The 23,387-nt window shown below is 59.5% G+C and carries 20 protein-coding genes; 12 read left to right on the plus strand and 8 right to left on the minus strand.

Annotated elements, in window-relative coordinates; genetic code table 11:
* The first annotated feature begins 44 nt into the window (after nt 1-44).
* Nucleotides 45-2,588 carry a TonB-dependent receptor gene (locus ACEWMW_RS07440; RefSeq protein ID WP_409413250.1) on the plus strand — a complete coding sequence of 848 codons (2,544 nt, stop codon included), beginning with the start codon at nt 45-47 and terminating at the stop codon, nt 2,586-2,588.
* Between the two features lie 66 nt (nt 2,589-2,654).
* Here the strand turns inward: ACEWMW_RS07440 and ACEWMW_RS07445 are convergent, their stop codons facing one another.
* Nucleotides 2,655-3,902: an MFS transporter gene (locus ACEWMW_RS07445; protein ID WP_409413251.1), complete on the minus strand. Its 1,248-nt coding sequence runs from the start codon at nt 3,900-3,902 to the stop codon at nt 2,655-2,657.
* A gap of 51 nt (nt 3,903-3,953) precedes the next feature.
* Between ACEWMW_RS07445 and ACEWMW_RS07450 the strand changes: the two genes are divergently transcribed.
* The 4 genes from ACEWMW_RS07450 to ACEWMW_RS07465 are packed head-to-tail and all read left to right on the plus strand — an operon-like array spanning nt 3,954 to nt 7,620.
* On the plus strand, nt 3,954-4,706 hold the full coding sequence (locus ACEWMW_RS07450) for a DUF3108 domain-containing protein (RefSeq protein ID WP_409413252.1): 753 nt from the start codon (nt 3,954-3,956) through the stop codon (nt 4,704-4,706).
* A 16-nt stretch (nt 4,707-4,722) separates the two neighbouring features.
* Nucleotides 4,723-5,397, plus strand: coding sequence for an NADPH-dependent F420 reductase (locus tag ACEWMW_RS07455; protein WP_409413253.1), 675 nt, complete (start codon nt 4,723-4,725; stop codon nt 5,395-5,397).
* Nucleotides 5,398-5,399: 2 nt separating this feature from the next.
* On the plus strand, nt 5,400-6,722 hold the full coding sequence (locus tag ACEWMW_RS07460; protein ID WP_409413254.1) for a spinster family MFS transporter: 1,323 nt from the start codon (nt 5,400-5,402) through the stop codon (nt 6,720-6,722).
* A gap of 1 nt (nt 6,723) precedes the next feature.
* Entirely contained in the window at nt 6,724-7,620 is an 897-nt protein-coding gene (locus tag ACEWMW_RS07465) for an alpha/beta fold hydrolase (protein WP_409413255.1), read from the plus strand.
* 73 nt (nt 7,621-7,693) lie between these two features.
* On the opposite strand, the gene ACEWMW_RS07470 is transcribed toward ACEWMW_RS07465, so the two are convergent.
* The 5 genes from ACEWMW_RS07470 to ACEWMW_RS07490 all read right to left on the minus strand — a co-directional run bounded on the left by ACEWMW_RS07470 (nt 7,694) and on the right by ACEWMW_RS07490 (nt 12,286).
* Nucleotides 7,694-10,213: a TonB-dependent receptor gene (locus ACEWMW_RS07470; RefSeq protein WP_409413256.1), complete on the minus strand. Its 2,520-nt coding sequence runs from the start codon at nt 10,211-10,213 to the stop codon at nt 7,694-7,696.
* An 83-nt stretch (nt 10,214-10,296) separates the two neighbouring features.
* The gene (locus tag ACEWMW_RS07475) at nt 10,297-10,686 is read right to left on the minus strand and encodes a nuclear transport factor 2 family protein (protein WP_409413257.1); all 390 of its coding nucleotides are present in this window, start codon (nt 10,684-10,686) and stop codon (nt 10,297-10,299) included.
* 18 nt (nt 10,687-10,704) lie between these two features.
* Nucleotides 10,705-11,103, minus strand: coding sequence for a nuclear transport factor 2 family protein (locus ACEWMW_RS07480; RefSeq protein ID WP_409413258.1), 399 nt, complete (start codon nt 11,101-11,103; stop codon nt 10,705-10,707).
* Complete coding sequence (locus ACEWMW_RS07485; RefSeq protein WP_409413259.1) at nt 11,103-11,534, minus strand: nuclear transport factor 2 family protein; 432 nt, start codon at nt 11,532-11,534, stop codon at nt 11,103-11,105. Before ACEWMW_RS07485 ends, ACEWMW_RS07480 begins: the two co-directional genes overlap by 1 nt.
* The gene (locus tag ACEWMW_RS07490) at nt 11,531-12,286 is read right to left on the minus strand and encodes an aspartate/glutamate racemase family protein (protein WP_409413260.1); all 756 of its coding nucleotides are present in this window, start codon (nt 12,284-12,286) and stop codon (nt 11,531-11,533) included. Before ACEWMW_RS07490 ends, ACEWMW_RS07485 begins: the two co-directional genes overlap by 4 nt.
* Nucleotides 12,287-12,450: 164 nt before the next feature.
* On the opposite strand from ACEWMW_RS07490, the gene ACEWMW_RS07495 reads away from it, so the two are divergent.
* The 6 genes from ACEWMW_RS07495 to ACEWMW_RS07520 are packed head-to-tail and all read left to right on the plus strand — an operon-like array spanning nt 12,451 to nt 19,844.
* Nucleotides 12,451-13,119 (plus strand): GntR family transcriptional regulator, encoded by a 669-nt coding sequence (locus tag ACEWMW_RS07495; RefSeq protein WP_409413261.1) that lies wholly within the window; start codon nt 12,451-12,453, stop codon nt 13,117-13,119.
* Between the two features lie 8 nt (nt 13,120-13,127).
* Nucleotides 13,128-14,072, plus strand: a complete 945-nt coding sequence (locus ACEWMW_RS07500; protein WP_409413262.1) for a hydroxymethylglutaryl-CoA lyase — start codon at nt 13,128-13,130, stop codon at nt 14,070-14,072.
* A complete protein-coding gene (locus tag ACEWMW_RS07505) occupies nt 14,072-16,129 on the plus strand; it encodes a hydantoinase/oxoprolinase family protein (RefSeq protein WP_409413263.1) in 2,058 nt (685 codons plus the stop codon). Before ACEWMW_RS07500 ends, ACEWMW_RS07505 begins: the two co-directional genes overlap by 1 nt.
* 3 nt (nt 16,130-16,132) lie before the next feature.
* Nucleotides 16,133-18,031 (plus strand): hydantoinase B/oxoprolinase family protein, encoded by a 1,899-nt coding sequence (locus tag ACEWMW_RS07510; protein ID WP_409413264.1) that lies wholly within the window; start codon nt 16,133-16,135, stop codon nt 18,029-18,031.
* On the plus strand, nt 18,028-19,227 hold the full coding sequence (locus tag ACEWMW_RS07515; RefSeq protein ID WP_409413265.1) for a CaiB/BaiF CoA transferase family protein: 1,200 nt from the start codon (nt 18,028-18,030) through the stop codon (nt 19,225-19,227). Before ACEWMW_RS07510 ends, ACEWMW_RS07515 begins: the two co-directional genes overlap by 4 nt.
* The gene (locus ACEWMW_RS07520; protein ID WP_409413266.1) at nt 19,227-19,844 is read left to right on the plus strand and encodes an isochorismatase family protein; all 618 of its coding nucleotides are present in this window, start codon (nt 19,227-19,229) and stop codon (nt 19,842-19,844) included. Before ACEWMW_RS07515 ends, ACEWMW_RS07520 begins: the two co-directional genes overlap by 1 nt.
* Here the strand turns inward: ACEWMW_RS07520 and ACEWMW_RS07525 are convergent.
* Nucleotides 19,841-20,587 carry an SDR family NAD(P)-dependent oxidoreductase gene (locus ACEWMW_RS07525; protein ID WP_409413267.1) on the minus strand — a complete coding sequence of 249 codons (747 nt, stop codon included), beginning with the start codon at nt 20,585-20,587 and terminating at the stop codon, nt 19,841-19,843. The genes ACEWMW_RS07520 and ACEWMW_RS07525 overlap by 4 nt on opposite strands.
* The gene (locus ACEWMW_RS07530) at nt 20,584-22,098 is read right to left on the minus strand and encodes an acetyl-CoA acetyltransferase (RefSeq protein ID WP_409413268.1); all 1,515 of its coding nucleotides are present in this window, start codon (nt 22,096-22,098) and stop codon (nt 20,584-20,586) included. The genes ACEWMW_RS07525 and ACEWMW_RS07530 overlap by 4 nt, the downstream gene beginning before the upstream one ends.
* A 128-nt stretch (nt 22,099-22,226) precedes the next feature.
* On the opposite strand from ACEWMW_RS07530, the gene ACEWMW_RS07535 reads away from it, so the two are divergent.
* Complete coding sequence (locus ACEWMW_RS07535; RefSeq protein WP_409413269.1) at nt 22,227-23,369, plus strand: acyl-CoA dehydrogenase family protein; 1,143 nt, start codon at nt 22,227-22,229, stop codon at nt 23,367-23,369.
* Nucleotides 23,370-23,387 lie beyond the last annotated feature (18 nt).

Genomic DNA, 23,387 nt, shown 5'->3' on the forward strand with positions numbered 1-23,387 from the left:
TGGGTGTGCGATCCAGCATTCGGGTGGCTTTTTGGGAGGCATTGATGAAATTTTCTTCGCGCAATCTACTAATGTGTGCATCCGCTCCGCTGGCGCTCGGCATCGCGGCCAGCCCCGCATTCGCTCAGGATGCGCAGGACACGACGATCGCCGATGCCGATGAAATTTCCGGCAACACCATTATCGTGACGGCGCGTAAGCGCGAAGAGACGCTGCTGGAAGTTCCGGTTGCAATCACGGCCTATGGCGAGGAAGCAATCGAAGATGCAGGCTTCCAAGGTCTGGAAGATATCTCGCTGCAATCTTCGGGTTTCCAGTTCTCCAACCAAGGTGGCCAACAGCCGGGACGCTACAACACTCAGCTCCGTTTCCGCGGAATGAGTACTTCGCAGTTCTCGCCGACTTTTGCGACAGGCGCCTTCTTCATCGATGGCGTCTATATTCTCAATGGCGGTACTTCGAACTCGTTGGTGGATGTTGAGCGCGTCGAAGTTATCAAAGGTCCGCAATCGGCCTATTTCGGCCGCAACACTTTCGGTGGTGCGGTAAACTTCATCACCCGCAATCCGAGTCTGACAGAATTCAACGGCCAGGTGGAAACTTCGGTCGACAGTCGCGGTACGTTCGACCTCTCGGGCATCGTCGAAATTCCCGTCATTGAGGACCAGTTGAGCATCTCTTTATCTGGTCGCTACTACGACAAGCGTGGCCATTACGTGGCCAACGATGGCGGCCGTCTGGGCAACGAGGAAACAATGGCCCTCAACGGTGTCGTCTATTGGGAGCCCACACCCAATCTTTATGTAAAGCTTCGTGCGTCCTACACTGAAGACAGCGATGGAGCACCAGCCGGCGCATTCGTGGCAGGCCGCTTGAATGACACTTGCACAGGAACCACCGTCACGACCGGTGCGGGTGAAACAGCAATGCCGGTCAATTACATCTGTGGCGGGCTCCCTGGTCCTGACGATGCGCTGACCGAAAACGGTGGGTCCATCATTTCGAGTAATACCGCCGTCACTCAGTTCTTTCTGGACTCGATTGCTGACGCGACTTTGCCACCGGGCGTCCCGTCGATCGATCGGGTCGGTATGGAACGTCGGACTGAGCGCTACAGTGCCAAGATCGGCTATGAGTTCGATAGCGGTTATTCGATCGATGTACTTGCTGCCCTCAATGAGCAGGGCGTCAACTGGATCCGTGACTTCGACCTGACTGACAATATCGGTTGGTTCTCGCGCGATCCGCAATCAATCGAAGACAAGACGTTTGAAGCTCGCTTTACCTCTCCTCAGGATCAGCGTCTTCGCTGGATGGTTGGCATCAATTATTATGAGCAGGATTTCATTACGAGTGGCGGTGGCGGTGACGCTTCGACCGGATGTTTCGTATTTGCGCAGACATTCGATTATGCCGACTGCGTTATTCCGCTGTTCTTCCCCAACTCCTTCACGCAGACCGACACTTCGGAAGTTCTCGGTATCTTCGGTGCCGTCGATTTCGACATAACCGACACACTAACGCTCATCCTCGAAGGTCGTTATCAGGATGACACGCTGACCAAGGGCGGTGTCCCTACCGCGGGCGGGGTCGACGACTCTGCTCTCGATCTGACGTCAAAGGCGTTCCTGCCGCGCTTTATCCTGCGTTATCAGCCAAATCCCGATACGAACTTGTATTTCAGTTATGCGGAAGGGATTCTGCAGGGAGACATCAATACCTTCCTCTCGGCTGCTGACGCGCAGGAGCTTGCGCAATACCAAGCACAATTGCCTTCTGCTTCTGTCATCCTTCCGGAAGAAAAGCTGGACGCATGGGAAATTGGGCTGAAGCAATCGCTCATGGGCAACAAGCTGCAGATCAATCTGTCAGCCTACTACTACGAATGGGAAAACATCAAGGGCCGCAGCACGGCTGTAATCAATGAGACCTGCGACGCTGCAAAGCTTGGCGAAGAAGGTTGTACATTCCCAGGCGTACAGCTTGGCGATGTCGCCCAGATCGACGACGGCATGGGTGGCCTCACTCCCTTCTTCAACAGCCGCAATACTCTCACGACGGGCTCAGCGGAGCTCTACGGTATTGAGCTTGAATCGAGTGCTGTCCTGTCGGACAACTGGACTGCGCAACTCAATGTGACTTGGGCCAAGAATGAGTACACGGATTACGAATTTAATTTCGTTGAGCCGTTTGCCGGTTTCTCGGACCAGCAGGGCAACCAGCAACCCCGCTTCCCAGAATGGAGTGGTAACTTCTCCACCACTTACACCGATACCTTCACGCAGGATTGGGACTGGTACGCGCGCGGCGACGTGATCTACTTCGGAGAGGCTTTCGTCGATGAGTCCAACCTCGCGTTTACCGAAGATTACTTCTTGGTGAATGCACGCGTTGGACTTGAACGGGATGGCATGCGGATCGAAGCTTTCGTCCGCAACCTGTTCGACGAGGATGCTTGGGCAGCCGGTGCACGCTGGACCGACTTCTCTACGCCGACATTCTTCCCGACGCTGACTGCATTCCAAGGCGTGGCCGTAACGCCGCAGGACAGGCGGACCGTTGGCCTCAGGGTCATCGCCGACTTCTGATCGAAGCGGACAACCAACACGAAAAGGGCGCATCGCAAGATGCGCCCTTTTTCTTTGGTCAGCCGCCTAGCTGGTGGTTTCGAGGCTCTTATGCTGAGGCGGTTTCAGCCGGGTCATACACAGGCCAGCAAAGCACACCAGACCGATGTAAATCAGGAACACCAATTCGTAGGATCCGGTCGTGTCGCTGATATAGCCGGCCAGCGGCGCCGTGCTGGCAGTGATCGGCGTGTGGAGCGGGTTCATCACGCCGATTGCCCGGCCATAGCTCTTTGCCCCAAACCCGCGCGCGATCATATTGGTCCACATCGGCGTCACCCCGCCATATGCCAGGCCGATCGGGATGCAGGCGAGCGTGATCGCTTGCGCGGTGGAAGCGAAATACATGATCACAAGCCCGGTCACCATCAGCGCTGCGACAATCAGCCCGGTGACGCGCAGCCCGAGCTTGTCGAACAGTGCACCGATCACGATCTTTCCGCCGAAGGACAGGAAGGCGAGGATTGAATACAACGTAGCGGTCTGCGTGCCGGACAGCCCCATGTCCTTCGCGTGCAGGCTGAGATTGGCGAGGAGCCCCAGCGTCACCGCCAGCAGCGATGCCGAAATCAGCGTTTGCAGCCAGAATTGCCCTGTGGTGAGCAGCTCGCGGATCGACCAGTCGACCTGGTCGACTGCGGTCAATTCCTGGCCGGCCGCATCGCCTTCCTCTTCCTGCTCGAGCCCGACGTCCTCGGGCCGGTCGACCACGAGCCAATACAGAAACGGCACCGCCACCAATAGGGAGGCCCCCATGATCAGGAACGCTGTGCGCCAGCCGAAGGCGGCAAACAGGCCGACCACGATGATCGGAAAGATGGCCCCGCCGATTGAGCTGCCGGATACTGAAATGCCGAGCGCCAAACCACGCCGCTTACGGAACCAACGCGATATAATGGTCGAACTGGGCATCACTCCGAGCGCCAAAGCGGCCAGCGGCAGAAAGATCAGGAATGCGGTGTAAGTGTGGATCAGTGTCCCGGCCTGGCTCAGCACGACAAAGCCGAAGCCCAGCATCGCAGCGCCCATCGCCATGATCGCGCGCGCGGACCATTTGTCGACGAAGTAGCCGACGAACGGCGACATCAGATTGGCACCGATCGAAAGGAAGGATTCAATCAGGGTGATGCGGGCGCGCGGCGCGCCGAACTCATCTTCGAAGGTCGAGGTGTAAAGGCCCATGGACCAGAAAATCAGGCCGCCTTGCAAGGCGTTGCCCAGTGCTCCGGCACCCGATTGCCGCCAACGGATGAGGTCCGCGCGTGTTGCTTTCATGGGCACCTCTCTTTAGGAATAATTTGTCCGGACAATATGGCTTGAAACTCAATGCGTCCACATGAAACAATTCGCGGCCGGGTGCTTTACACCAGCCGCAAGCCCGAGCGCGCCAATGCCGAGCGCGGGCGAGAGGAGTTCCTGATCACCAAGCATGGTGATGGGCGCCGCACTATCCGCGCGCATTGCGAAATCGATGACGCCCCGAATGTGATGCGCGACGTCGTGCTGACCCTCGATAAAGACTGGATTACGCGCGACGGATTCGTGCGGCTGGCGGTTGGCGACGAGACCTCGGGATCGAGCTGGTATCGCTTTCACGATGATCACGCCATTTGCGAAGGCTGGCTGGCCAACGGTGGGCGTATCTCGCAGCGCATCGATTATTCCCGGCCGGGCGAGCTGTTCGGCGCGCACCCAATCCAGGGCGACGCCTGGCACTTGCATTCGCTCGATCTTGCACGGGGTCCGCATGTAAAAGTGTTCGACGAATTCCTGATGACCTCGCTCGATCATCGCGGTGCCACCGGCCCGGAACTGGTCTGGCATGATGCCGGAATGATTGTCGAGTTCATCGGACGCGAAGAGTTGACGGTTGCGGCCGGCACCTTCGATGCGCTCCATTTTTGCTACGGCGACCGCTCGAAGAACACTGAAGGATCGGCTGATGGCGATCATCCGGTTTACGATATCTGGGTCACCGATGATGGCGACTACATCCTGCTTAAGGCGCAAGTCGGCGGCTACATGATGACGCATTACGAATTGACTGAATTGGAACGTATTCCCGGCGATGCCGGGTAAAGGGAGAGTGACGACAATGAGTACGGTAGCAATTATCGGCAGCGGACGGATGGGCGGTGCCTTTGGGCCGCGGCTGACCGAACTGGGCCACACGGTCGTCTATGGTAGCCGCGATCCTGCGGGCGAAAGCGTGCAGGATTTGGTTGGAGGCCTCGGCGGCAGCGGCTCGGCTTCATCGATTGGCAAGGCCTGCGAGGGCGCAGATATCGTCCTGCTCGCCATGCCTTATGCGGGGCTTGGCGATGTACTCGATCAGGCCGGTTCGCTCGATGGCAAGATTGTGATCGACGTCACCAATGCGCTTACAATGGGTGACGGCGGATTGATGACCCTGGCATCGGACAGCTCGTCGGGCGAAGAAATTGCCGCCGCTAAACCCGGTGCGAAAGTGGTGAAGGCATTCAACACAGTCGGCTTTCATATCGTCGCCAACCCCGCGATTGCAGGCGGGCCGGTCACGACGATGCTGGCGGGCGATGATGATGCGAAGGCGCAAGTCGCCGAGCTTGCCAAGGCGCTCGGTTTCGAAACCATGGATGTCGGCCCGATCCGCATGGCGCGATATCTAGAAGGCATGGCGGCGCTCTACCTCGTGCCGTACCTGCAGGGCCGCATGGGCGACGCATTTGAATTCTTTCTGCGCACTGCCTCCAGCCCCCGCGAAAGCAAGGGCGTGAGAGCAGCCGGTTAGCCGTGAGCAAGGCCTATCGCTGGTATGTCGTAGGTGTCCTGACCTTCGCTTATCTGGTCTCGTTTCTCGACCGCCAGATACTTGCCCTGCTGATTGGCCCGATAAAGGCGGATTTCGACCTCAGCGATACCCAGATCAGCCTGCTGATCGGGCTGGCGTTCGGCATCTTTTATGTGGTGATGGGCATACCGCTAGGGCGGCTGGCTGACCGCGCCAACCGCAAGAAGATCATCATGGCAGGCGCCAGTGCGTGGACCGCGATGACCGCCGCCTGCGGACTGGCCGGCAACTTCATGCAGCTGTTCGCGGCGCGGATCGGCGTAGGAGTAGGCGAGGCCGCGCTTACGCCCAGCGCGCTGTCGATCATTTCTGACATCTTCCCGCGCAAGGAGCGCTCGCGCGCAATTGCGACGTATAATCTGGGTATCTCGCTTGGGACCGGGTTAGCGATGGTCGTTGGCGGGCTGGTGATCGGATACGTTATGTCGGCGCCGCCTGCCGTCTTGCCAATCTTCGGCACGCTGAAGAGCTGGCAGTATGTCTTCCTGCTCGTTGCGCTGCCGGGTGTTCTGGTCGTGCTGCTGATGCTGACCGTGCGCGAACCTGATCGGCGAGAATCTTTGGCGAACCAGGGCCGGGCGATCCCGCTTCGCGACGCCGTTCGTTATCTGATGCAGCGCGGCAGTCTTTACGTGCCGCTGTTCCTCGGCATGTCGGTCACCACCATCGTTGGCTATGCCTATTTCACCTGGATACCGGAGATGTTGGTGCGCCAGCACGGCTGGGACCGGATGGATGTCGGGATCGGCTATGGCATCGTGGTGCTTACATTCGGACCGCTCGGTGCGCTTGGCGGAGGATGGCTCACCGACCACTGGTTTGCGAAGGGCGTGCGCGATGCGCCGATCCGTTCGGCACTGCTCGGAACCGCGATCAGTCTGCCTGGCCTGATCCTTGTGCCCCTCATGCCCAGCGGCGAATGGGCATTGGCGATGATCGCGACGGCGAGCATAGGACCGGCGACCGTAACCGTCGCGGGGACCACCGCGATCGTGATGGTCACGCCCAACCAGCTGAGAGCGCAGACGGTGGCGCTGTACCTTTTCACCATATCAATCCTGGGATTGACCATCGGCCCGACGGCGGTGGCGCTGGTGACCGACCGGATATTCTACGACGAGGCGATGCTGCACTGGTCGATAGCGATCGTTGCGATTGCGTCGTCACTGATTTCGCTTGTGCTGCTCTGGTTGGTGCGCGGGCCCTACCGCGCTGCATCGCAGGAAAGCGACGAATGGTCGGGTTCGGATACGGAGGCTGCTTAGAGTGATTGGCAAGACATTTCGCCTTGTGCTGGGAGCAGCCGCATTCGCGCTTATGCCGACAGGAGCCTCGGGAGAGCCGGCGGATCGTTCGCGGTTCGAGGATCGCCCGGCCGAGGTATCGCGGCACTTCGCCGATATCGGTGGCTCGCAAATCCATTTCCGCCGCGCGGGGGAAGAGGCAGACAAGCCGCCGCTCGTCCTGTTCCACCAGAGTCCCAATTCGAGCCAGGTGTTCGTCGAGTTCATGGCCGAAATAGGCGCGGACCGGCTGGTCTATGCGCCCGATACGCCCGGCTTCGGCGAATCCGATTTGCCTCCGGAAGCGCCTGAAATTGCGGACTATGCCGATGCAATGGTGCGCTTTCTCGACAGCCAGAGTCTCTCCAAAGTCGATCTGCTCGGATATCATACCGGTGCGGCTATCGCTATCGAGATCGCGCGGCGCCATCCCGGACGGGTGAACCGCCTGGTGCTGGTCGGCATACCGGCATTCACACCCGAAGAGTCTGCCGCGTTCGAGGCACAGCCCTGGCCGCAACCGTTCGACGCGCAGGGCGATGCAGTGGCGGCATCGTGGCGCAGCTCGCAGCAATGGGCGGGCGCTGGGCAGGATGATGCCTCGGTGCGGCGCTGGTTTGACCAGAAGATCGCCAATGGCTCCACCGCGTGGTGGGGCGCGCGAGCGGCCCTGCGCTACCGGACCATCGAAGCGCTGCGCGAAGTCGCCGCGCCGATCCTATTCGTGCGGCCGCGCGATGATCTGTGGGAAAGCAGCCTGCGTGTCCAGACTGCAATACCCGATACCGAGCGGCTCGACTTGCCGCAATATGGCTTCGGCCTTTTCGAAGCGGCACCCGAGGAACTGGCGCTGCGCATCCGCGCCCACCTCGACCAATAGATCGCCGACGCAAAGAAGAAGGGGACCGCCCGGCTTTCCGGTGCGATCCCCTGCTTGGTTATCGGGGAGCGGTCTAGAAGTTGTAGCCCAGTTCCACTCCGAACCGGCGCAATCCGCCGGGCGACACGAAGGACCCGCCGAACTCAATCGCCGGGATGACTTCGTTGAGGTACTTCCTGTTTGTGAGGTTTTCGGCAAAGGCCGTGATCGACCAGTTGTCGCTTTCGATCCCGATGCGCGCATCGAGGATTCCGAATGCCTCGCGCTCAGTGATCGAATATTCAGCATCACCCACGAAGGCGGGCAGCATCAGCGCCGATCCTGGCAGCAATCCGCTGAACAGCGTGGGTGAGGGATCGTCCTGCACAGTGTGGAACCAGGTCGGCCCGGTGATGCGATAATCTGCGCGTGCGACAAGGTTGAGCCTGTCGTTCAGTGGCTGGTCGATCTGCGTGCCAATGTTGATCGTGTAGTCGGCCGTATAAGGCGACTGGTTGCCGACCGTGATCGGGCGCGAGAGGTTTTCCTTGATCTCGCTCTCGGTCACATTGACCGAGCCGAAGATGTCCCACCCGTCGATAATCTCGGCGGTGAGATTCAGCTCGGCGCCGTAGACCTCGACCTCGTCAATGTTCGAGACGACGCGCAGCAGGCCAAACGCGCCGACGAAGAATTCGAAGAACTGCATGTCGTCGATTTCGGTGTAGTAACCGGCAAGGTCGTAGGTGATCCGACCGTTGAGGAAGTCGCCCTTGATGCCGGCTTCGAAAGCGCTCGAGCGTTCTTTATCGAACACATCCTCGATCAGGACATTGGTGCCGATGAACTGGTTGAAAGCCTGGTCGACAATTGCCGAAGCGCCCTGGTTGTTGAAGCCGCCGGACTTAAATCCGATGCCCCAGTTGGCGTAGAAATTGGCCGACGGGCTGATTTCATAGCGCAGCGAAACCTTCGGCTGCAATTGTTTGAAGCTTTCCGACTGGTCGGGGATCGCACCGAAAGCCTGGCCCGGATTGATGGGTCCTCCGGTGAACGGGTCAACCGCATTGGGCACCAGGTTGGAGACCGAGCGATCCTCGATATCGTAGCGCAGTGCCACACCGATATCGAGCCGGTCGCTGGCTTCCCAGTCGACCGATGCGAATGCCGCGTAGACATCGGTGTTGAATTCATCGTTGTAGAGCTGCGTCGTCGGATTGGACGTTCCCGGCGCATTGTAGAGCTGCTCGATGATGCCTTGGCCGAGGTCTGCACCCAGGCTCACGCCCACTTCGCGGTCGATGTGAAGGTAATAGGCACCGACCTGCCATTCGAGCGGACCGCCGGTGTTTGAAGCCAGGCGGATCTCCGCGCTGATATCTTTCTGGTCACGGATCTGGAACTGCGTGCCATCGCAGGTTGTCGGGCTGTATGGTCCGAAGGTGGAGCCAGTAGCCGGGTCGAAGATGAAGGGGACCGGCGTCTGACCGACAAAGCCCGGCGAATTGACCGGGAAACCCGTCAGCGCAGCAGTGCTGGTGAAGCAGGCGTTCGATGCATCGATAGAATCCTGGGTGCCGGCAGGAAACGTAAAGCGGGCAAAGTCTGCCGAGGTACCGTCTGCGGTCAGTGCTTGACTGACATCGCTGTAGAGCGCCCACGCGGTCAACGTGACCGCATCCATCTCATGTTCGATCTTGGCCGATGCCTCGAAGGTATCCTGCTCGTTGGTCGGGCGGATATTCGAATAGAAGTTGAACGGATGGTCGTTTACATCCTCGTAGAAATCCGGGTTCACACCAGCGAAATTCGGAAGATGGAAAGCTGCGTTGAAGTTGATCGACGCGCCGCGCAGCTGTGAATAGCGTGCTTTCACATCGAGTTCGGTTGCTTCGCCCAGGCCGACGATAAAGCGCCCATCGACCGACCAGATTTCCTGGTCATCGATCGTTTTCGAGCCGAGGAAATCGTTCCGGTAGAAGCCATCGGTGGTCATGTAGCTGGCCGAAAGGACATAGCCCGCGTCTTGCGCGAAGGGTCCGGCAATATAGGCGCTGGCCTTGTAGGTCTCGTCTTCAGCAGCGCTGAGCGTTACCCCGCCTTCCAGCACATCGCTGGGCTTCAGCGTCTGGATCACGATCGCGCCTGCTGCAGCGTTACGTCCGTAAAGCGCGCCCTGCGGACCTTTCAGGATTTCGATCTGGCGCAGCGTCCCCTGGTCCTGGTTGAGCTGTGCGGTATTGGTCTTGAGGATCCCGTCGACCACCAGCGCGACGGAGCTTTCCGCATCGCGTGCGCCGTTGATACCGCGGATGTTGATCTGCGTATCGCCGGCTTCGGCCGTACCGGTCACGATGGTGACGCCGGGAGTGAGCTGGACGAAATCGTCCGCGCGCTCGATACCTGCCTTGTCGATCGCATCGGCGCTGAACACCGTGATCGCGGTTGGCACTTCGGCGAGCGTTTCCGACTGGCGACGCGCAGTCACGATAATGACATCGCTTGCGGGCTCGTCATTGCTGACGCCGTCCTGCGTGTCCTGAGCCAGCGCGGAGCTGGCGGTGAAGGCGATTGTAGCTGCCGAAGCGGCGGTAAGATAACGGGAAATCCTCATTGGTTTTTCCTTCAATTTCGGCGGCCCCTGTTGCCGCCTTGATCACTATTTTCAGGCAGCGTGTTCGTGCTGCCGGGTTGAAATCAGAAGCCCTTGTCGGGAAGGTCGGACATATAAATCGCGATCTCGGTAAATCTTCCTTGAAGGTCGAGAGTAAAGAAGTTGCAATTTGTCATTGTCAGACTCTCTGCGCCATCATGCAAAATGATGGTGAAGCGGACGGCCACTTTCTGCGTACGCTCGTCCGCGGTCGGATTGAACCCCTCGAATTCGATCCGGTCGTAGGAGCCCAGGAAATCCTCGAAATGTTCGAGGATTGCCGGTTTGCCATCATAAACGATCCCCGCCGAAACGACCCGCATGATGCATTCGGGCGCAAGGATCTCTGCAATCCTGTCCGTATCGCGGCGCGCGACCGAACCGAAATAGCCATCGACGGCGATGTCGACGAGATTCTGGTGCCCAAGTGCCATGTCATGCCACTGCCCGGCTCATGTCAGGACATTGGCCCCGCTCATGTAAACGTATACTTCCTGGAACTTACCATCGCGCAAGCGCCAGAAATTGGTGTTGTTGAGCAGCGTCACATTACCGTCTGCATCGTGCAGTTCGGCGACGAAGCAGGCCGAGATGCGTCCATTGGCTTCGTCGACGGTGCAGATGAAATCGCGGTGAATGATCGTTTCATAGGCGCCGAAGAAGTCGTCGAACATGCGCTTGATCTCGCCCTTGCCGCTATGGCGGGTGAAATCGGTTTGTACGCAGAACAACGCTTCATCATGGAAGCAGGCGAGCGCCGCATCCATGTTCTTTGCATCGACATTGCCGAAGTAGGTCTTGGTCGCGAATTCGATCAGCTCGTCACGGCTCATGGTGGGGGCGTACTGCATCAGGCATCTCCTTCCTTCAGCAGGTTGTCACCGCTCATGTAGACATAGACGCGGTGGAACAGGCGATCCTTGAGGTAGAACCGGTTGCAGTTCTCGTAGCGCAGCTGGTCGCCGCCATTGGGCGTGATCAGCACGGTGAACTGCGAATTGATCGTATTGGTGTCGGGATCCGCCGTGTGGACGAAGTTGCCATGCCAGATCTGCTCGAAATCCTCGAACAGCTTGACGAACATCGCGCGGATTGCCTCGCGGCCCTGATGCACTGTTTCGCTCGTCGCTTCGGTCAGTACGGCATCGGGCGTGAAGCAGTTAAGCACTTTGTCGAGGTTCTTGTTATCGACCCCGTCGAAATAGCGCTTCGTCACAATATCTACGTAAAAGGGGTAGGGCAGGGGCGTTTGGCCGGGCCCTCCTTCGCTCCATTCGCTCATGAATACCATCCTTTGAGAATACCGTCGGGGTTGGGGACTTCAGGCGCCGGGAACGCCTTCTTCGATTGCACCAGACCGAGCTCGATCTGTGTCTCGAGCATCTTGTAAGCGACCTGACCCGGATTAAGCACCGGGATCGGCAGGTTCTCGTCGAGATACTGCGCTGATTGGTGCATAGTGGTCGAACCGAGGACGATCACATCGGCGCCGTCTTCGTTCATGGCCTTTTCGGCCTCGGCCTTGAGCTTACCGAAAATGACTTCTTCCTTGCCCTCAAGCAGTTCGGTCACATCGGGCCGTGTATCGATCGAACGCAGCGACGCGACACGGTCCCACCAGCCGTATTCGGTCAGTGTCTTCTGGTAGAGCGGAAACCATTCGGGCCACATGGTGAGAACAGAGAATTTCTTGCCCAGCATCATCGCCATGGCAAAGGCTGCTTCTCCCGGACCAACGACAGGGATGTTAAGCGCCGATCGCAGCGGACGCATGCCACTGTCGCTCACGGTATCGATCAGCACGCCGGCATAGCCTTCGTCTTCTGCCGTGATACCGGCCTGGAAAACGGTCCAGTCCATCAAGAGTGTGTCGTGGTAGCTATCGCCCAGCGCTGCGCCCCAGCGAACGGCTTCGAACTCGGGCTTGAAGCCGGGGCGCACGAATTCGTCAGGAAGTTGCTCGGCACGGTTGGCGACACCGGCTTCGTCCATTGGAATAGGGACGATCACCTTGATCCGTTTAGTCTCGCTCATAAGCGGCCTTGTCTCCCTCGAAGGCGTAATGGTCTGGGCGCTGGCCGGGGGATCTGGGGGAGATCTATAGTAGGTCTACCCGATTCCGGTTTCGCGCTTGACGATCCTCTATTGTATACAATAAGTGCGGGTCAACCCCAAACGCGAATAACGGGACGCTCCGCTTGGCCAAGGCATCCGACAAAGCTTACGATCTGATCCGGGACATGGTCCTGTCGGGCGAGCTTGCGCCGGGTGAACAGCTTTCCGAAGAGGCGCTGGCGGAGCGTTGCGGCGTTTCGCGAACACCGGTGCGAGATGCGCTCAGGCGGCTCGAATCCGAGCTGCTGGTGCGCAAGACCGATTCGCAGCGCAGCTTTGTCGCCGACTGGTCTATCGACGATGTCGCCGACGCCTTCGAGCTTCGTGCGATGCTCGAAGGCTATGCCGCGCGGCGCGCGGCGGAGCGAATGGATTCGGCAACTTTGGAGCGGCTTAGATCTTGTAATTCTGCTATTTATGCGGCTGTTCGTGGCTCCAAGCCCAACGTCGAGGAGTTCCTTGATCGCAACCGCGAATTTCATACCATCATTCTCGAAACGGCGGATTCGCGCCGTTTGGCGAGCCTCCTTGGGACCTTGATCGAACAACCGGTCGTGTGGCGCACTGCGCAGCATTACGGGCGCGAGGCGTTCAATCGTTCGCACAGCGAGCATGAGGATCTTTTGTCCGCTTTCGCGCGCAAGGATGGGGCATGGGCGCAATCGGTGATGGAAGGGCATATCCACCGCGCTTTCCATGCCTATGCCGATGCCCACCACGGGCTGGCGGCGATGGATCGGGGAGCAGCATGAGCGGTAAAATGTATACAGAAATATCGGCTGTCGAAATGGTCGAGGTCAGTCCGCGCGACGGCCTCCAGAATGAGAAACGCGCGATTTCAACCGCTTACAAGCTCGAATTGATCAATCGGGCACTTGAATCTGGAGCCCGCAGAATCGAGGTCACCAGCTTCGTCAATCCGAAGGCTGTCCCCCAAATGGCCGATGCCGACGAAGTTTGCGCCGGACTGCCCGAACGCGACGATGTGACCTACATCGGTCTGGTCATGAACCAGCGCGGGGCGGACCGCGCCATCGCAACCGGGCGGATAGACCAGCTCGGTGCGGTCGCTGTCAGCACCGATGGTCTCGGCATCGCCAACCAGGGACAGACCAGCGAGGAATCGGTGGAGGTCGCCAAGTCGCTCATCCGTTCGGCACAGGCGGCAGGCCTCACAGGCCAGGCGACAATCGCGGCGAGCTTCGGTTGTCCCTTCGACGGGGAAGTGGCCGTGGACAGGGTGGTAGAGATGGCGGCCCAGATCGCCGCGGCAAACCCTGTGGAAATCGCGCTGGCGGATACCATTGGTGTCGGCAATCCGGCGCATGTCGCAAGCCTCGTTTCCAAGGTGAAAGCGGCCATTGGCGAGCTGCCCGTGCGGGTCCATTTCCATAACACGCGCGGGACCGGCCTCGCTAATGTTTGGGCGGCAATCCTTGCAGGAGCGACCACTGTTGACGCCTCTATCGGCGGGCTGGGCGGATGCCCCTTCGCGCCGGGGGCCGCAGGAAATGTTGCAACCGAAGACGTGGTCTACATGCTCGAACGCGCCGGGATATCGACCGGTCTCGACCTCGACAAACTGATCGAAATGAATCGCTGGCTTGGCGGGGTGATGGAGAAAGATCTCCCCGCAATGGTCGGCAAGGCGGGCGGCTTTCCGCAGCCCGATGCAAAACAGAATGATGAAAGGAATGTAGCCTGATGCGCTATCGTTTGGGTGTGGATGTCGGGGGTACGTTCACCGACCTCCTGCTGTTCGACAATGAGTCGGGTGAGTTCTGGCGGCACAAGACCCCGTCGACACCGCATGACAGCTCTGAAGGCATCCTCAACGGCGTGAATGCGCTGACGAAGGAGACCGGAGTCGACGCGAGCGAGATCGAGTTCTTCCTCCACGGGACGACAGTCGCCACCAATGCAGTGCTCGAAGGCAAAGGTGCCAAGGTCGGCCTGATCGTCACCGAGGGTTACCGCGACGTAATGCAGATCGCGCGCAGCTTCGTGCCCGGAGGCCTTGCCGCGTGGATTGTTTGGCCCAAGCCGCAACCCCTGGCGCATCTGGAAGACACGATCGATGTGCCCGGCCGTATGGACGCCGAAGGAAACGAAGTCCGCCCGCTCGATGAAGATGCAGTTCGTGCGGCGCTCAAGAAACTCAAGGGTCAAGGCATCGAAGCGCTGACAGTCAGCCTGATGAATGCCTATCTCAACGGTGCGCACGAGAAACGGATCGGTGAAATCGCGGCCGAGGAACTAGGCGACTTGCCCGTGTCGCTCAGCCACGAAGTGCTGCCCGAGATGCAGGAGTACGAGCGGACATTGTCCACCGTGGCAAATGCTGCGGTGCGGCCCGTTGTCGGCAATTATGTCTCCAACCTGCGCACCAAGCTGGCCGATGCGGGCGTGACAGGAAAACTCTCGCTATTGCGTTCTGATGGCGGCTTGATGAGCAGCCAGAAGGCAGAACTCCATCCGGTCAACATCCTTATGTCGGGTCCGGCTGGCGGTGTTACCGGGGCGGTCTGGGTCGCCAAGAACGCGGGCCTCAAGAATATCCTCACGCTGGATGTCGGCGGCACTTCGACCGACGTCGCGCTGATCGAGAACCTCGAGCCGCGCCGGGTGCGCACAACCGAAGTGGGGCACCTCTCGGTCCGCGCGTCCTCGCTCGATGTGAAGACGGTCGGTGCCGGTGGCGGCTCGATCGCTCATGTTCCCGAGCTGACAGGCGCACTGCGTGTTGGCCCCGAGAGCGCCGGTGCAGTCCCTGGCCCTGTCGCCTACAACAAGGGCGGCGAGCAGCCCACTGTGACTGATGCCAATGTGGTGCTGGGTTACTTACCGGAAGATCTGCTGGGCGGATCATTCCAGCTTGATCGCGAGGGGGCAAAGAAAGCGGTGCAAACCATCGCCGATGCCCTTGGCGTCGGGCTGATGGAAGCGGCGCGGGGGATCATCGACATCGTCAATGAAAACATGTTTGGCGCACTGCGCATGATCTCGGTCCAGCAAGGCTACGACCCGCGCGATTTCGCGCTGATGGGCTTTGGCGGGGCGGGGCCGCTCCATGTCAATGCTGTCGCCAAGCTGATGGGCAGCTGGCCCGCAGTCAGCCCCGTTTCGCCCGGCGTACTCTGCGCGCTTGGCGATGCGACTACGCGGATGCGGACCGAAACCGCCCGCAGTTTCAGCCGCTTGGCCAAAGACACCGACGTTCAGGAACTGATTGACCTGCTTGACGAAATGGCTGCGCAGACACGCGCCGAGCTCGAATCTGATGGCATTCCGGCCGACACGATCACGAGTCAATTCGAAGTTGATGTCCGCTACGCCGGGCAGGCTTTCGAAGTGCCGCTAACCATCAATCAGGACACACTGCGGGAGAAAGGCATCGATGGCATTCTCGCCCGCTTCGACGAGGAGCATTTGCGGCTGTTCACGTTCAACATGGATACGCCGCACGAGATCGTGAACCTTCGTGCGGTGGCGCTGGGCGAAAGCCTGGAGCTGGATGCCGCCGAGCTGGAGCAAGGCGACGGCGACCCATCCGCAGCCAAGATCCGCGACCATACCTTATGGATGAATGGCAAGGAACACGATGCCGTGATCTATGACCGCGCCCGGCTGCGACAAGGAGACATTATTCCTGGCCCTGCCATCATCACCGAAATGGACTCGACCACCCTGGTCGAAGCAGACTGCGTCGCCAGTATTGATGCCGTCGGCAACATCCTGATCAATCCGAAAGCGGAGGGATAAGACATGCCCGCACAGATCGTTGAAACGAATTCCACTCCCTTCGCAAAGATCGATATCGATCCCGTCACGCTCGACATTATAGAAAATGCGCTGCGCAATGCCCGTATCGAAATGGACGCTACGCTGGTCCGCACCGCGATGTCTCCCGGCATTCGTGAACAGGGCGATGCATTCCCGCTAATTGCCGATCCGGCTGGCAAGATGATTGTCGGCCAGTTCGGCAGCTTTATCGACGGCTTCCTCAAGCAGTTCGATGGCACGATCGAAGACGGGGACATGATCTTCCTGTCCGATCCCTATTCCTGCGATGGCGCAGTCAGCCACTCGAACGACTGGCTGGTGATGTTGCCGGTGTTCAAGGATGGTCGGTTGATCGCCTATACTGCGATGTTCGGCCACCAGAGCGATATTGGCGGCATGGTCCCCGGATCGATGCCGATCGGAGCGAGCTCGATCTTCGAAGAGGGTGTACGCATCCCTCCAGTGAAAATCTGGAAGAAGGGCGAATATAACGAAGATCTGATGAAGCTGGTGATGCACCAGACGCGCAAGCCGGATTGGTGCCAAGCCGATCTCAATGCGCTGATTGCGTCATGCCGGGTTGCTTCCAATCGCGTTATCGAAATGGCCGAGCGCTTTGGCGACGATGTCTATGTCTCGGCAACGCAGGAGCTTCTCGATCGCAATTATCGCGCGATGAAATCGCTCATCAACATGGCGGTATCCGAGGAGAAGGCCAGCTTCGAGGATTATATCTGCGACGACGGGAAGGGCTTCGGCCCCTACAAGATCAAATGCACCATGTGGCGCGAAGGCGACAAGGTGATCCTCGATTTCGACGGCACGGACCCGCAATCCGCCGCCTCCATCAATTTCTTCCTTAACGAGAACATGTTCAAGATGTTCTTCGGCATCTACATGATCATGGTCTTCGACCCGCAGATCCTCTTCAACGATGGCTTCTACGATCTAATCGAAGTGCGCATTCCCGAAGGATCGCTGCTCAAGCCGCAATTTCCTGCCGCACTATCCGGCCGCACCCATGCGCTCGGGCGGATTTTCGACATCCTTGGCGGCTTGCTTGGGCAGGGTACGCCTGAGTTCCTCAACGCTGCGGGTTTCAGCTCATCGCCGCACTTGTTCTATTCCGGCTGGGACAATCGTGAGAGCAGCCAGGGCGAATGGTTCCAGCTGTTCCAGATCGGCTTCGGCGGCATACCCGGCCGGCCCTTGGGCGATGGCCCGGATGGCCATTCGCTCTGGCCCGGCTTTACCAATGTCCCGAACGAGTTTCTCGAGCGCTATTTCCCGATGCGGATCGAGCGCTACTCGACCGAGCCGGACAGCGGCGGGGCCGGTCTCCACCGCGGCGGCAACGGCATCCATATGACATACCGGTTCCTGGCTGATGGCCATATCGCGATCCATGACGATCGCTGGTTCGTGCCGCCTTGGGGCGTGAATGGTGGGCATCCGGGGATGCGTGCAAAGAAGATTATCGAGAAAGCCGATGGATCGACGCAGATTGTCGGCAACAAGATCGAAGATGTTCCGGTCAAGGAAGGCGACCTGCTGCACTTCATCACCTGGGGCGGCGGCGGCTGGGGCGATCCGCTTGAGCGTGATCCTGAACTTGTCGGTCTGGAAATCCGGCAAGGTCTGGTCACACCCGAGGGTGCGCGCGACTACGGAGTTGTAGCCGATGAAGAGGGAGTGATCGACGAAAGCGCAACCTTGTCGTTGCGCGAAAAAATGGAGTCCGAGCGCGGGGACGTATCACTGTTCGATTATGGCCCCGGCATCGATGCCCTAAGGGCGAATTGCGAAGCGGAAACCGGCCTGCCCGCTCCGATCCAGCCCGAATGGAACAACCGGCCGCGATTTGCCGAGGCTGCAGAATGAGTATCGCAAGTTCACCGGGTGCTTTGGCCGGCATTCGCGTGATCGAGATGGGCCAGCTGCTCGCCGGCCCATTCTGCGGCCAGCTGCTGGGCGACATGGGCGCGGATGTTATCAAGCTGGAGCCGCCGGGTGCAGGCGATCCCATGCGGTTATGGGGCATGGGCGACGAAAAGGTCCAGTGGGAAGTCATCGCGCGCAACAAGCGTTCGGTGACCTGCAACCTGCGCATTCCCGAAGGCCAGGAGCTCGCGCGCAAGCTCATCGCTAATGCAGATGTTCTGGTCGAGAATTTTAAGCCGGGCACGCTGGAGAGATGGGGTCTCTCGCCTGAGGAGCTGCACAAGATCAATCCGGGCCTGATCATCGCCCGCATGTCCGGTTATGGGCAGGACGGCCCTTATTCCGACCGTGCCGGATTTGGCGGGATCGGCGAGGCGATGGGTGGCTGGCGCTACGTTGTGGGTGAGCCCGATCGTCCGCCAGCGCGAATGGGTATCTCCATCGGCGATACCCTTTGCGCAACGTATGGCACGATGGGCATCCTGGCAGCGTTGCACCACCGCGCAAGAACCGGCGAAGGCCAAGTCGTCGACACCGCACTCTACGAAGCGGTGCTGCAGGTGATGGAAGGCCTGGTCCCGGAATACGATTATAATGGCTTCATCCGCGAGCGTTCGGGCTCGATTCTACCCGGAATTGCGCCGTCAAACGTCTATTCCTGCAAGGATGGGCCTTTCATGATCGGGGCGAATAACGACCGAATTTTCGGGCGCCTGGCCGAAGCAATGGAGATGCCGCAACTGGCGGACGACCCGAAATACGCCACCCACCTCGCGCGCGGGGTCAACCAGACTGAATTGGATCTCCTGATCAATGCATGGACCGGCACGCTGACCATCGACGAGGTCGATGCGCTGATGATCAAGCATTCGATTCCAGCAGGGCGGGTATACACTGCCAAGGACATGCTGGAGGACCCGCACTTCAAGGCGCGCGAAGCGATTATCGAGGTCGAGACCGAGGGCCACGGCAAGTTGAAGATGCAGAATGCCTTTCCGCGCATGTCCAAGTCTCCTTCCGGCGTGCGGCGCGTCGCGCCGACTTCTCCCGGACAGCATAATGCCGAGGTGCTCGAGGAAGTGCTTGGCATGGCCGAGGCGGAACTGGGCGAGCTCGCTGCGGCTGGCGCGATCTGATGAGCGGCACCCCCGGCTGGAACGAGGCATTCGATGGCCATTTGCCGCCCGGCGAGAATCCGGCACTGCTGCTGGTCGATCCGGTTGTCGCTTATACCGAGCCCGGCTCGCCGCTATTGCTGGAGACGGGTGACGAGACTGTCGCGAAAATGGCTGATCTGCTTGAACTGTTCCGCGAGCGCGGCCTGCCGATCGCTTTCACCAATGTCGCCTACAAGCCGGATGGTAGCGACGGCGGCGTGTTCTTCCGCAAAATCCCTGCGCTCAAGGTGTTTCTTCAGGGCTCGCCGCTCGGCGCGTTCCCGGAGGTGCTGCAGCCGCGCGACGGCGAGAAGGTCATCACCAAGCAGTATCCCAGCGCATTCTTCAGCACCGATCTCGATCGATGGCTGCGGGATAATGCCGTCGACACCCTGTTCCTCGTTGGTTTTTCGACCTCCGGCTGCGTTCGCGCCAGCACGCTCGATGCGATGCAATATGGCTATGTGCCGTTCACGGTTGCGGATGCCTGCGGCGACCGGGACGAGGCGATCCAGAATGCGAACCTGCACGATCTGGGCGCGAAATATGCCGAGATCATTACTTCGGATCAGGTCGAGGCACTGTTACCGAATTAGCGAGGGCCGCCGTCCACCTGCACCAACGCGCCGGTGGTGTAGCTTGATTTCGGGCTGGCCAGCATCAACGCCGCTGTTACGATCTCGTCCGGATTGCCGGGACGGCCCATGGCGACGGGCTGCGTCTCTCTCGCCTCTTCGCTCCACGCTTTGGCGATGTCGGTCAGGAATGGCCCCGGCACCAGCGTATTCACCCGGACCTTGGGTGCATATTCGCGCGCAAGTGACATGCTCATCGCGTTGATCGCGGCCTTGGCACTGCCATATGGCACGACGCCGGGGACCGCATGAAGCGAAGCGGTCGAACTGAGATTGATGATCGAGCCGCCGTCGCCATCAGCCATGCGCTTGCCGACCTGGCTGGCAAGACGGAACGGCCCCTTGAAATTCAGGTTCAGTACGGAGTCGAACAGCTGCTCGGTCACTTCATGGCTGGGGCAGGCTGGCCCCATTCCAGCATTATTAATCAGAATGTCGACCCGTCCGAACTCGGCATAGGCTGCTCCGATCAAGCCATCGATCTCGTCCCAGCGCCCGCAATGTACGCCGTAAGCCATGGCCTTGCGGCCCAGTGCGCGGACTTCTTCGGCCACCGTCTCGCAAGCCTCGATCTTGCGGCTGGCGATGATGCAATCCGCGCCGCGTTCGGCCAGAGCCAGAACCATCTCGCGCCCCAATCCGCGGCTACCCCCGGTGACGAGCGCAATCTTGCCAGTGAAATCGAATAACGGGTCAGGGGTCATGCCGCGCGCTCCCATACAGCAATTTCATCGCTGCCCATCACGACAGAGCCATTGGTGCCGACTGGTTCAGCCTCGCCATTGGTCAGGAATGCGATCGTTTTAATGTCGTCAGGAGGCACCATCGCCAGCGTACGCTTTCCTTGCGGCGTGCGCGCGACAATTGTCCCCATGCGCGGCGTGCCATCGCGCCGATAGTGAACTGTGTAGGTCTCAATCTCGGCAGGGCCGGAATAGCTCTTGTCCAACTCGGGGACCGGTCCACGAGCGGAGTTGGCTTCAGCTTGGAAGTCGTAATCTTGCGGGAATGAAGCTGCCTCGATCGGATCGGAGGAAACAAGGATGGTGTGATTGTGCGTCGCATATCCGCCATTGGCGAAAAGCAATCCCTGGCCGCCGGTCGCGCGCAGTTTCTCTACCATGCTGGCGACGGCATGGCTCATATAGTTCCCGATCGGCCCGCCGCCAAAGGTCAGCCCGCCGAATACGGTCGCGGGTTTTTCGAGTGGCCAGTCGATGATGCGGCGCGCCATCTTGGGAACACAAGGGAAGCAGCTATAAAGCTCGACGTGATCGAGATCGCTGGTCTGGACATTGTTCAGTTTCATCGCTCGCTTGATCGATACTTCCATGCTCGGCGACGCTGCGAAGGTATCCCGCTCGAGGAAATCATCGGATTCGTGCGCTGCCGCACCCATGCCGACATATATGATCCGGTCATCGGAGAGACCCCGCCGCCTCGCCTCGGCAAGGCTCGTGACGATGAAACCCGCACCCTGGTTAACTGACGAATTGGCGACTTGCAGCTTGGTGTATGGGTACGCGATTGGACGGTTGTTCCCGTCCGGAGTCACGATCTCTTCCGCAGTGCGCGACTGGTGGATCCAGGCCGCCGGATTGTCCGCCGCGACTTTCGAGAAGCCTGACCAGATAGCCCCGCTTTCGGCTTGCGCTTCGGAAACTGTCTGCCCGTAACTGGCACGGCCGGCATTCTCATAGAGCGGATAGACGTCGACCGGCACTGTCAGCCCGTATGTTTGGCGATAGCCCTTTTTCACACGGTGGGCCGCATCACGAAGCGCGTTGTGCGGCTTGTCCGAACCCGCTTTGGCTGCGGCTGCTTTCGCGAGCGCTCCGGCGGTCCGGAGTGCTTCCGCGCCCACCACACAGCAGATTGTGCCCTCGCCCGCTCCAATGCGGTTGGCTGCCTGGTTGAGCAGGAGGATCGGACTGTCGCCATTAGGCATAGCCGTCTGGAATGCATGCTCGGGCGACATCCCCGTTCCTTGTGCCACGCTTTCGAGCAAGGGGTTGAGGTGGGGGAAGGACAATTGCGAAACGATCGCCAGCGAATCCGCGTCGGCCAGCCAACCGCCGCCCGCATCTTCATCGGCTTGCTTGAGCGCAGCCACCATCAACCCGCCAGAATCCAAGCCCTTGAGCGGATCGTCAGGTCGGTCGTTGATCTGGCCAACCCCGACTATCACCGGCGTACGTTCGGGATCCTGGTTCATCGGTGCTCCTTCGTGGCTCTCACCTGCAAAATGCTAGCTTTACAATGTCGCTGCCAATCGCAAGCGTGTTAGGCAACCTCTTGGGGCAATGCCCCTACCGAAAAGAACAAGCCCCAAAAGGACAAACCATGCTCGATACCTCCCGCCGCTTTGCATACACCGAAGAGCACGAGATGTTCCGTGATACGGTGCGCAAGGTCTTCGCACAGCATCTCGAACCCAATCTTGATGACCACGAAGAGAAGGGCATCGTTCCGCGCGAGGTGTGGAAGGCGGTGGGTGAGGCAGGCCTGCTGTGCCCGACCGTGAGCGAGGAATATGGCGGGCTGGGACTCGATTTCGGCTATTGCGCGATCGTGGGCGAGGAGATGTCCTATCTCGGCTCCGCCGCAGGGTTCACGCTGCAGAACGATATCACTGCCAACTACTTCGAGCGCCTTGGCTCTGAAGAGCAGAAGCAGAAGTATCTTCCCGGCATGATTTCGGGCGATGTGATCACCGCCATTGCGATGACCGAACCCGGCGCGGGCAGCGACTTGCAAGGTATTCGCACCACTGCAATCGAGGACGGTAACCATCTCGTGATCAATGGCTCGAAGACCTACATCACCAATGGCCAGAACGCCGATGTCGTGATCGTCGTCGCCAAGACCGATCCGAGCCAGGGTGCCAAGGGCACTTCGCTGGTGCTGGTCGATGCTGGCACGCCGGGGTTCGAGCGCGGGCGAAATCTCGACAAGATTGGGCAGCATTCTGCCGATACCTCCGAACTCTTTTTCAACGATTGCCGCGTGCCCAAGACCAATATCCTCGGCAGCGAGGGCAGGGGCTTCATCCATTTGATGGAGGAGCTACCGCAAGAACGGCTCGGCATTGCTGTGGCGGCGCAAGCCGGGGCCCAGCGCGCATTCGACGAAGCTGTCAAATTCACCAAGGATCGCAAGGCGTTCGGCAAGACAGTGTTCGAGTTCCAGAACACGAAATTCTCGTTGGCAGACCTCAAGGCTGACTTGCAAGTAGGCTGGGCCCATCTTGACTGGGCGCTGCTGCGGCATTTCAAGAAAGAACTGACCACCGACGAGGCGAGCGCCGCCAAGTTGTGGCACACCGAGCTGCAATGGAAGGCTTGCGATGTCGCGCTCCAGCTTCACGGCGGGGCAGGCTATATGAATGAGTATGCCATTGCCCGGCTGTGGCGCGATGCGCGCGTGACGCGTATTTTTGGCGGGACGAACGAGATCATGAAAGAGGTCATCAGCCGGTCAATTTGATTGGGCAATTTGAGCGCG

This window comes from Litorerythrobacter xanthomarinus (assembly GCF_046254955.1).
Classification (GTDB): domain Bacteria; phylum Pseudomonadota; class Alphaproteobacteria; order Sphingomonadales; family Sphingomonadaceae; genus Qipengyuania_C.

What these genes read in the sequence shown, in the direction of transcription:
- ACEWMW_RS07440 (WP_409413250.1), top strand. Translation starts at nt 45, where the DNA reads ATGAAATTTTCTTCGCGCAATCTACTAATGTGTGCATCCGCTCCGCTG.
- ACEWMW_RS07445 (WP_409413251.1), bottom strand. Translation starts at nt 3,902, where the DNA reads ATGAAAGCAACACGCGCGGACCTCATCCGTTGGCGGCAATCGGGTGCC.
- ACEWMW_RS07450 (WP_409413252.1), top strand. Translation starts at nt 3,954, where the DNA reads ATGCGTCCACATGAAACAATTCGCGGCCGGGTGCTTTACACCAGCCGC.
- ACEWMW_RS07455 (WP_409413253.1), top strand. Translation starts at nt 4,723, where the DNA reads ATGAGTACGGTAGCAATTATCGGCAGCGGACGGATGGGCGGTGCCTTT.
- ACEWMW_RS07470 (WP_409413256.1), bottom strand. Translation starts at nt 10,213, where the DNA reads ATGAGGATTTCCCGTTATCTTACCGCCGCTTCGGCAGCTACAATCGCC.
- ACEWMW_RS07475 (WP_409413257.1), bottom strand. Translation starts at nt 10,686, where the DNA reads ATGGCACTTGGGCACCAGAATCTCGTCGACATCGCCGTCGATGGCTAT.
- ACEWMW_RS07480 (WP_409413258.1), bottom strand. Translation starts at nt 11,103, where the DNA reads ATGCAGTACGCCCCCACCATGAGCCGTGACGAGCTGATCGAATTCGCG.
- ACEWMW_RS07485 (WP_409413259.1), bottom strand. Translation starts at nt 11,534, where the DNA reads ATGAGCGAATGGAGCGAAGGAGGGCCCGGCCAAACGCCCCTGCCCTAC.
- ACEWMW_RS07490 (WP_409413260.1), bottom strand. Translation starts at nt 12,286, where the DNA reads ATGAGCGAGACTAAACGGATCAAGGTGATCGTCCCTATTCCAATGGAC.
- ACEWMW_RS07500 (WP_409413262.1), top strand. Translation starts at nt 13,128, where the DNA reads ATGTATACAGAAATATCGGCTGTCGAAATGGTCGAGGTCAGTCCGCGC.
- ACEWMW_RS07505 (WP_409413263.1), top strand. Translation starts at nt 14,072, where the DNA reads ATGCGCTATCGTTTGGGTGTGGATGTCGGGGGTACGTTCACCGACCTC.
- ACEWMW_RS07510 (WP_409413264.1), top strand. Translation starts at nt 16,133, where the DNA reads ATGCCCGCACAGATCGTTGAAACGAATTCCACTCCCTTCGCAAAGATC.
- ACEWMW_RS07515 (WP_409413265.1), top strand. Translation starts at nt 18,028, where the DNA reads ATGAGTATCGCAAGTTCACCGGGTGCTTTGGCCGGCATTCGCGTGATC.
- ACEWMW_RS07520 (WP_409413266.1), top strand. Translation starts at nt 19,227, where the DNA reads ATGAGCGGCACCCCCGGCTGGAACGAGGCATTCGATGGCCATTTGCCG.
- ACEWMW_RS07525 (WP_409413267.1), bottom strand. Translation starts at nt 20,587, where the DNA reads ATGACCCCTGACCCGTTATTCGATTTCACTGGCAAGATTGCGCTCGTC.
- ACEWMW_RS07530 (WP_409413268.1), bottom strand. Translation starts at nt 22,098, where the DNA reads ATGAACCAGGATCCCGAACGTACGCCGGTGATAGTCGGGGTTGGCCAG.
- ACEWMW_RS07535 (WP_409413269.1), top strand. Translation starts at nt 22,227, where the DNA reads ATGCTCGATACCTCCCGCCGCTTTGCATACACCGAAGAGCACGAGATG.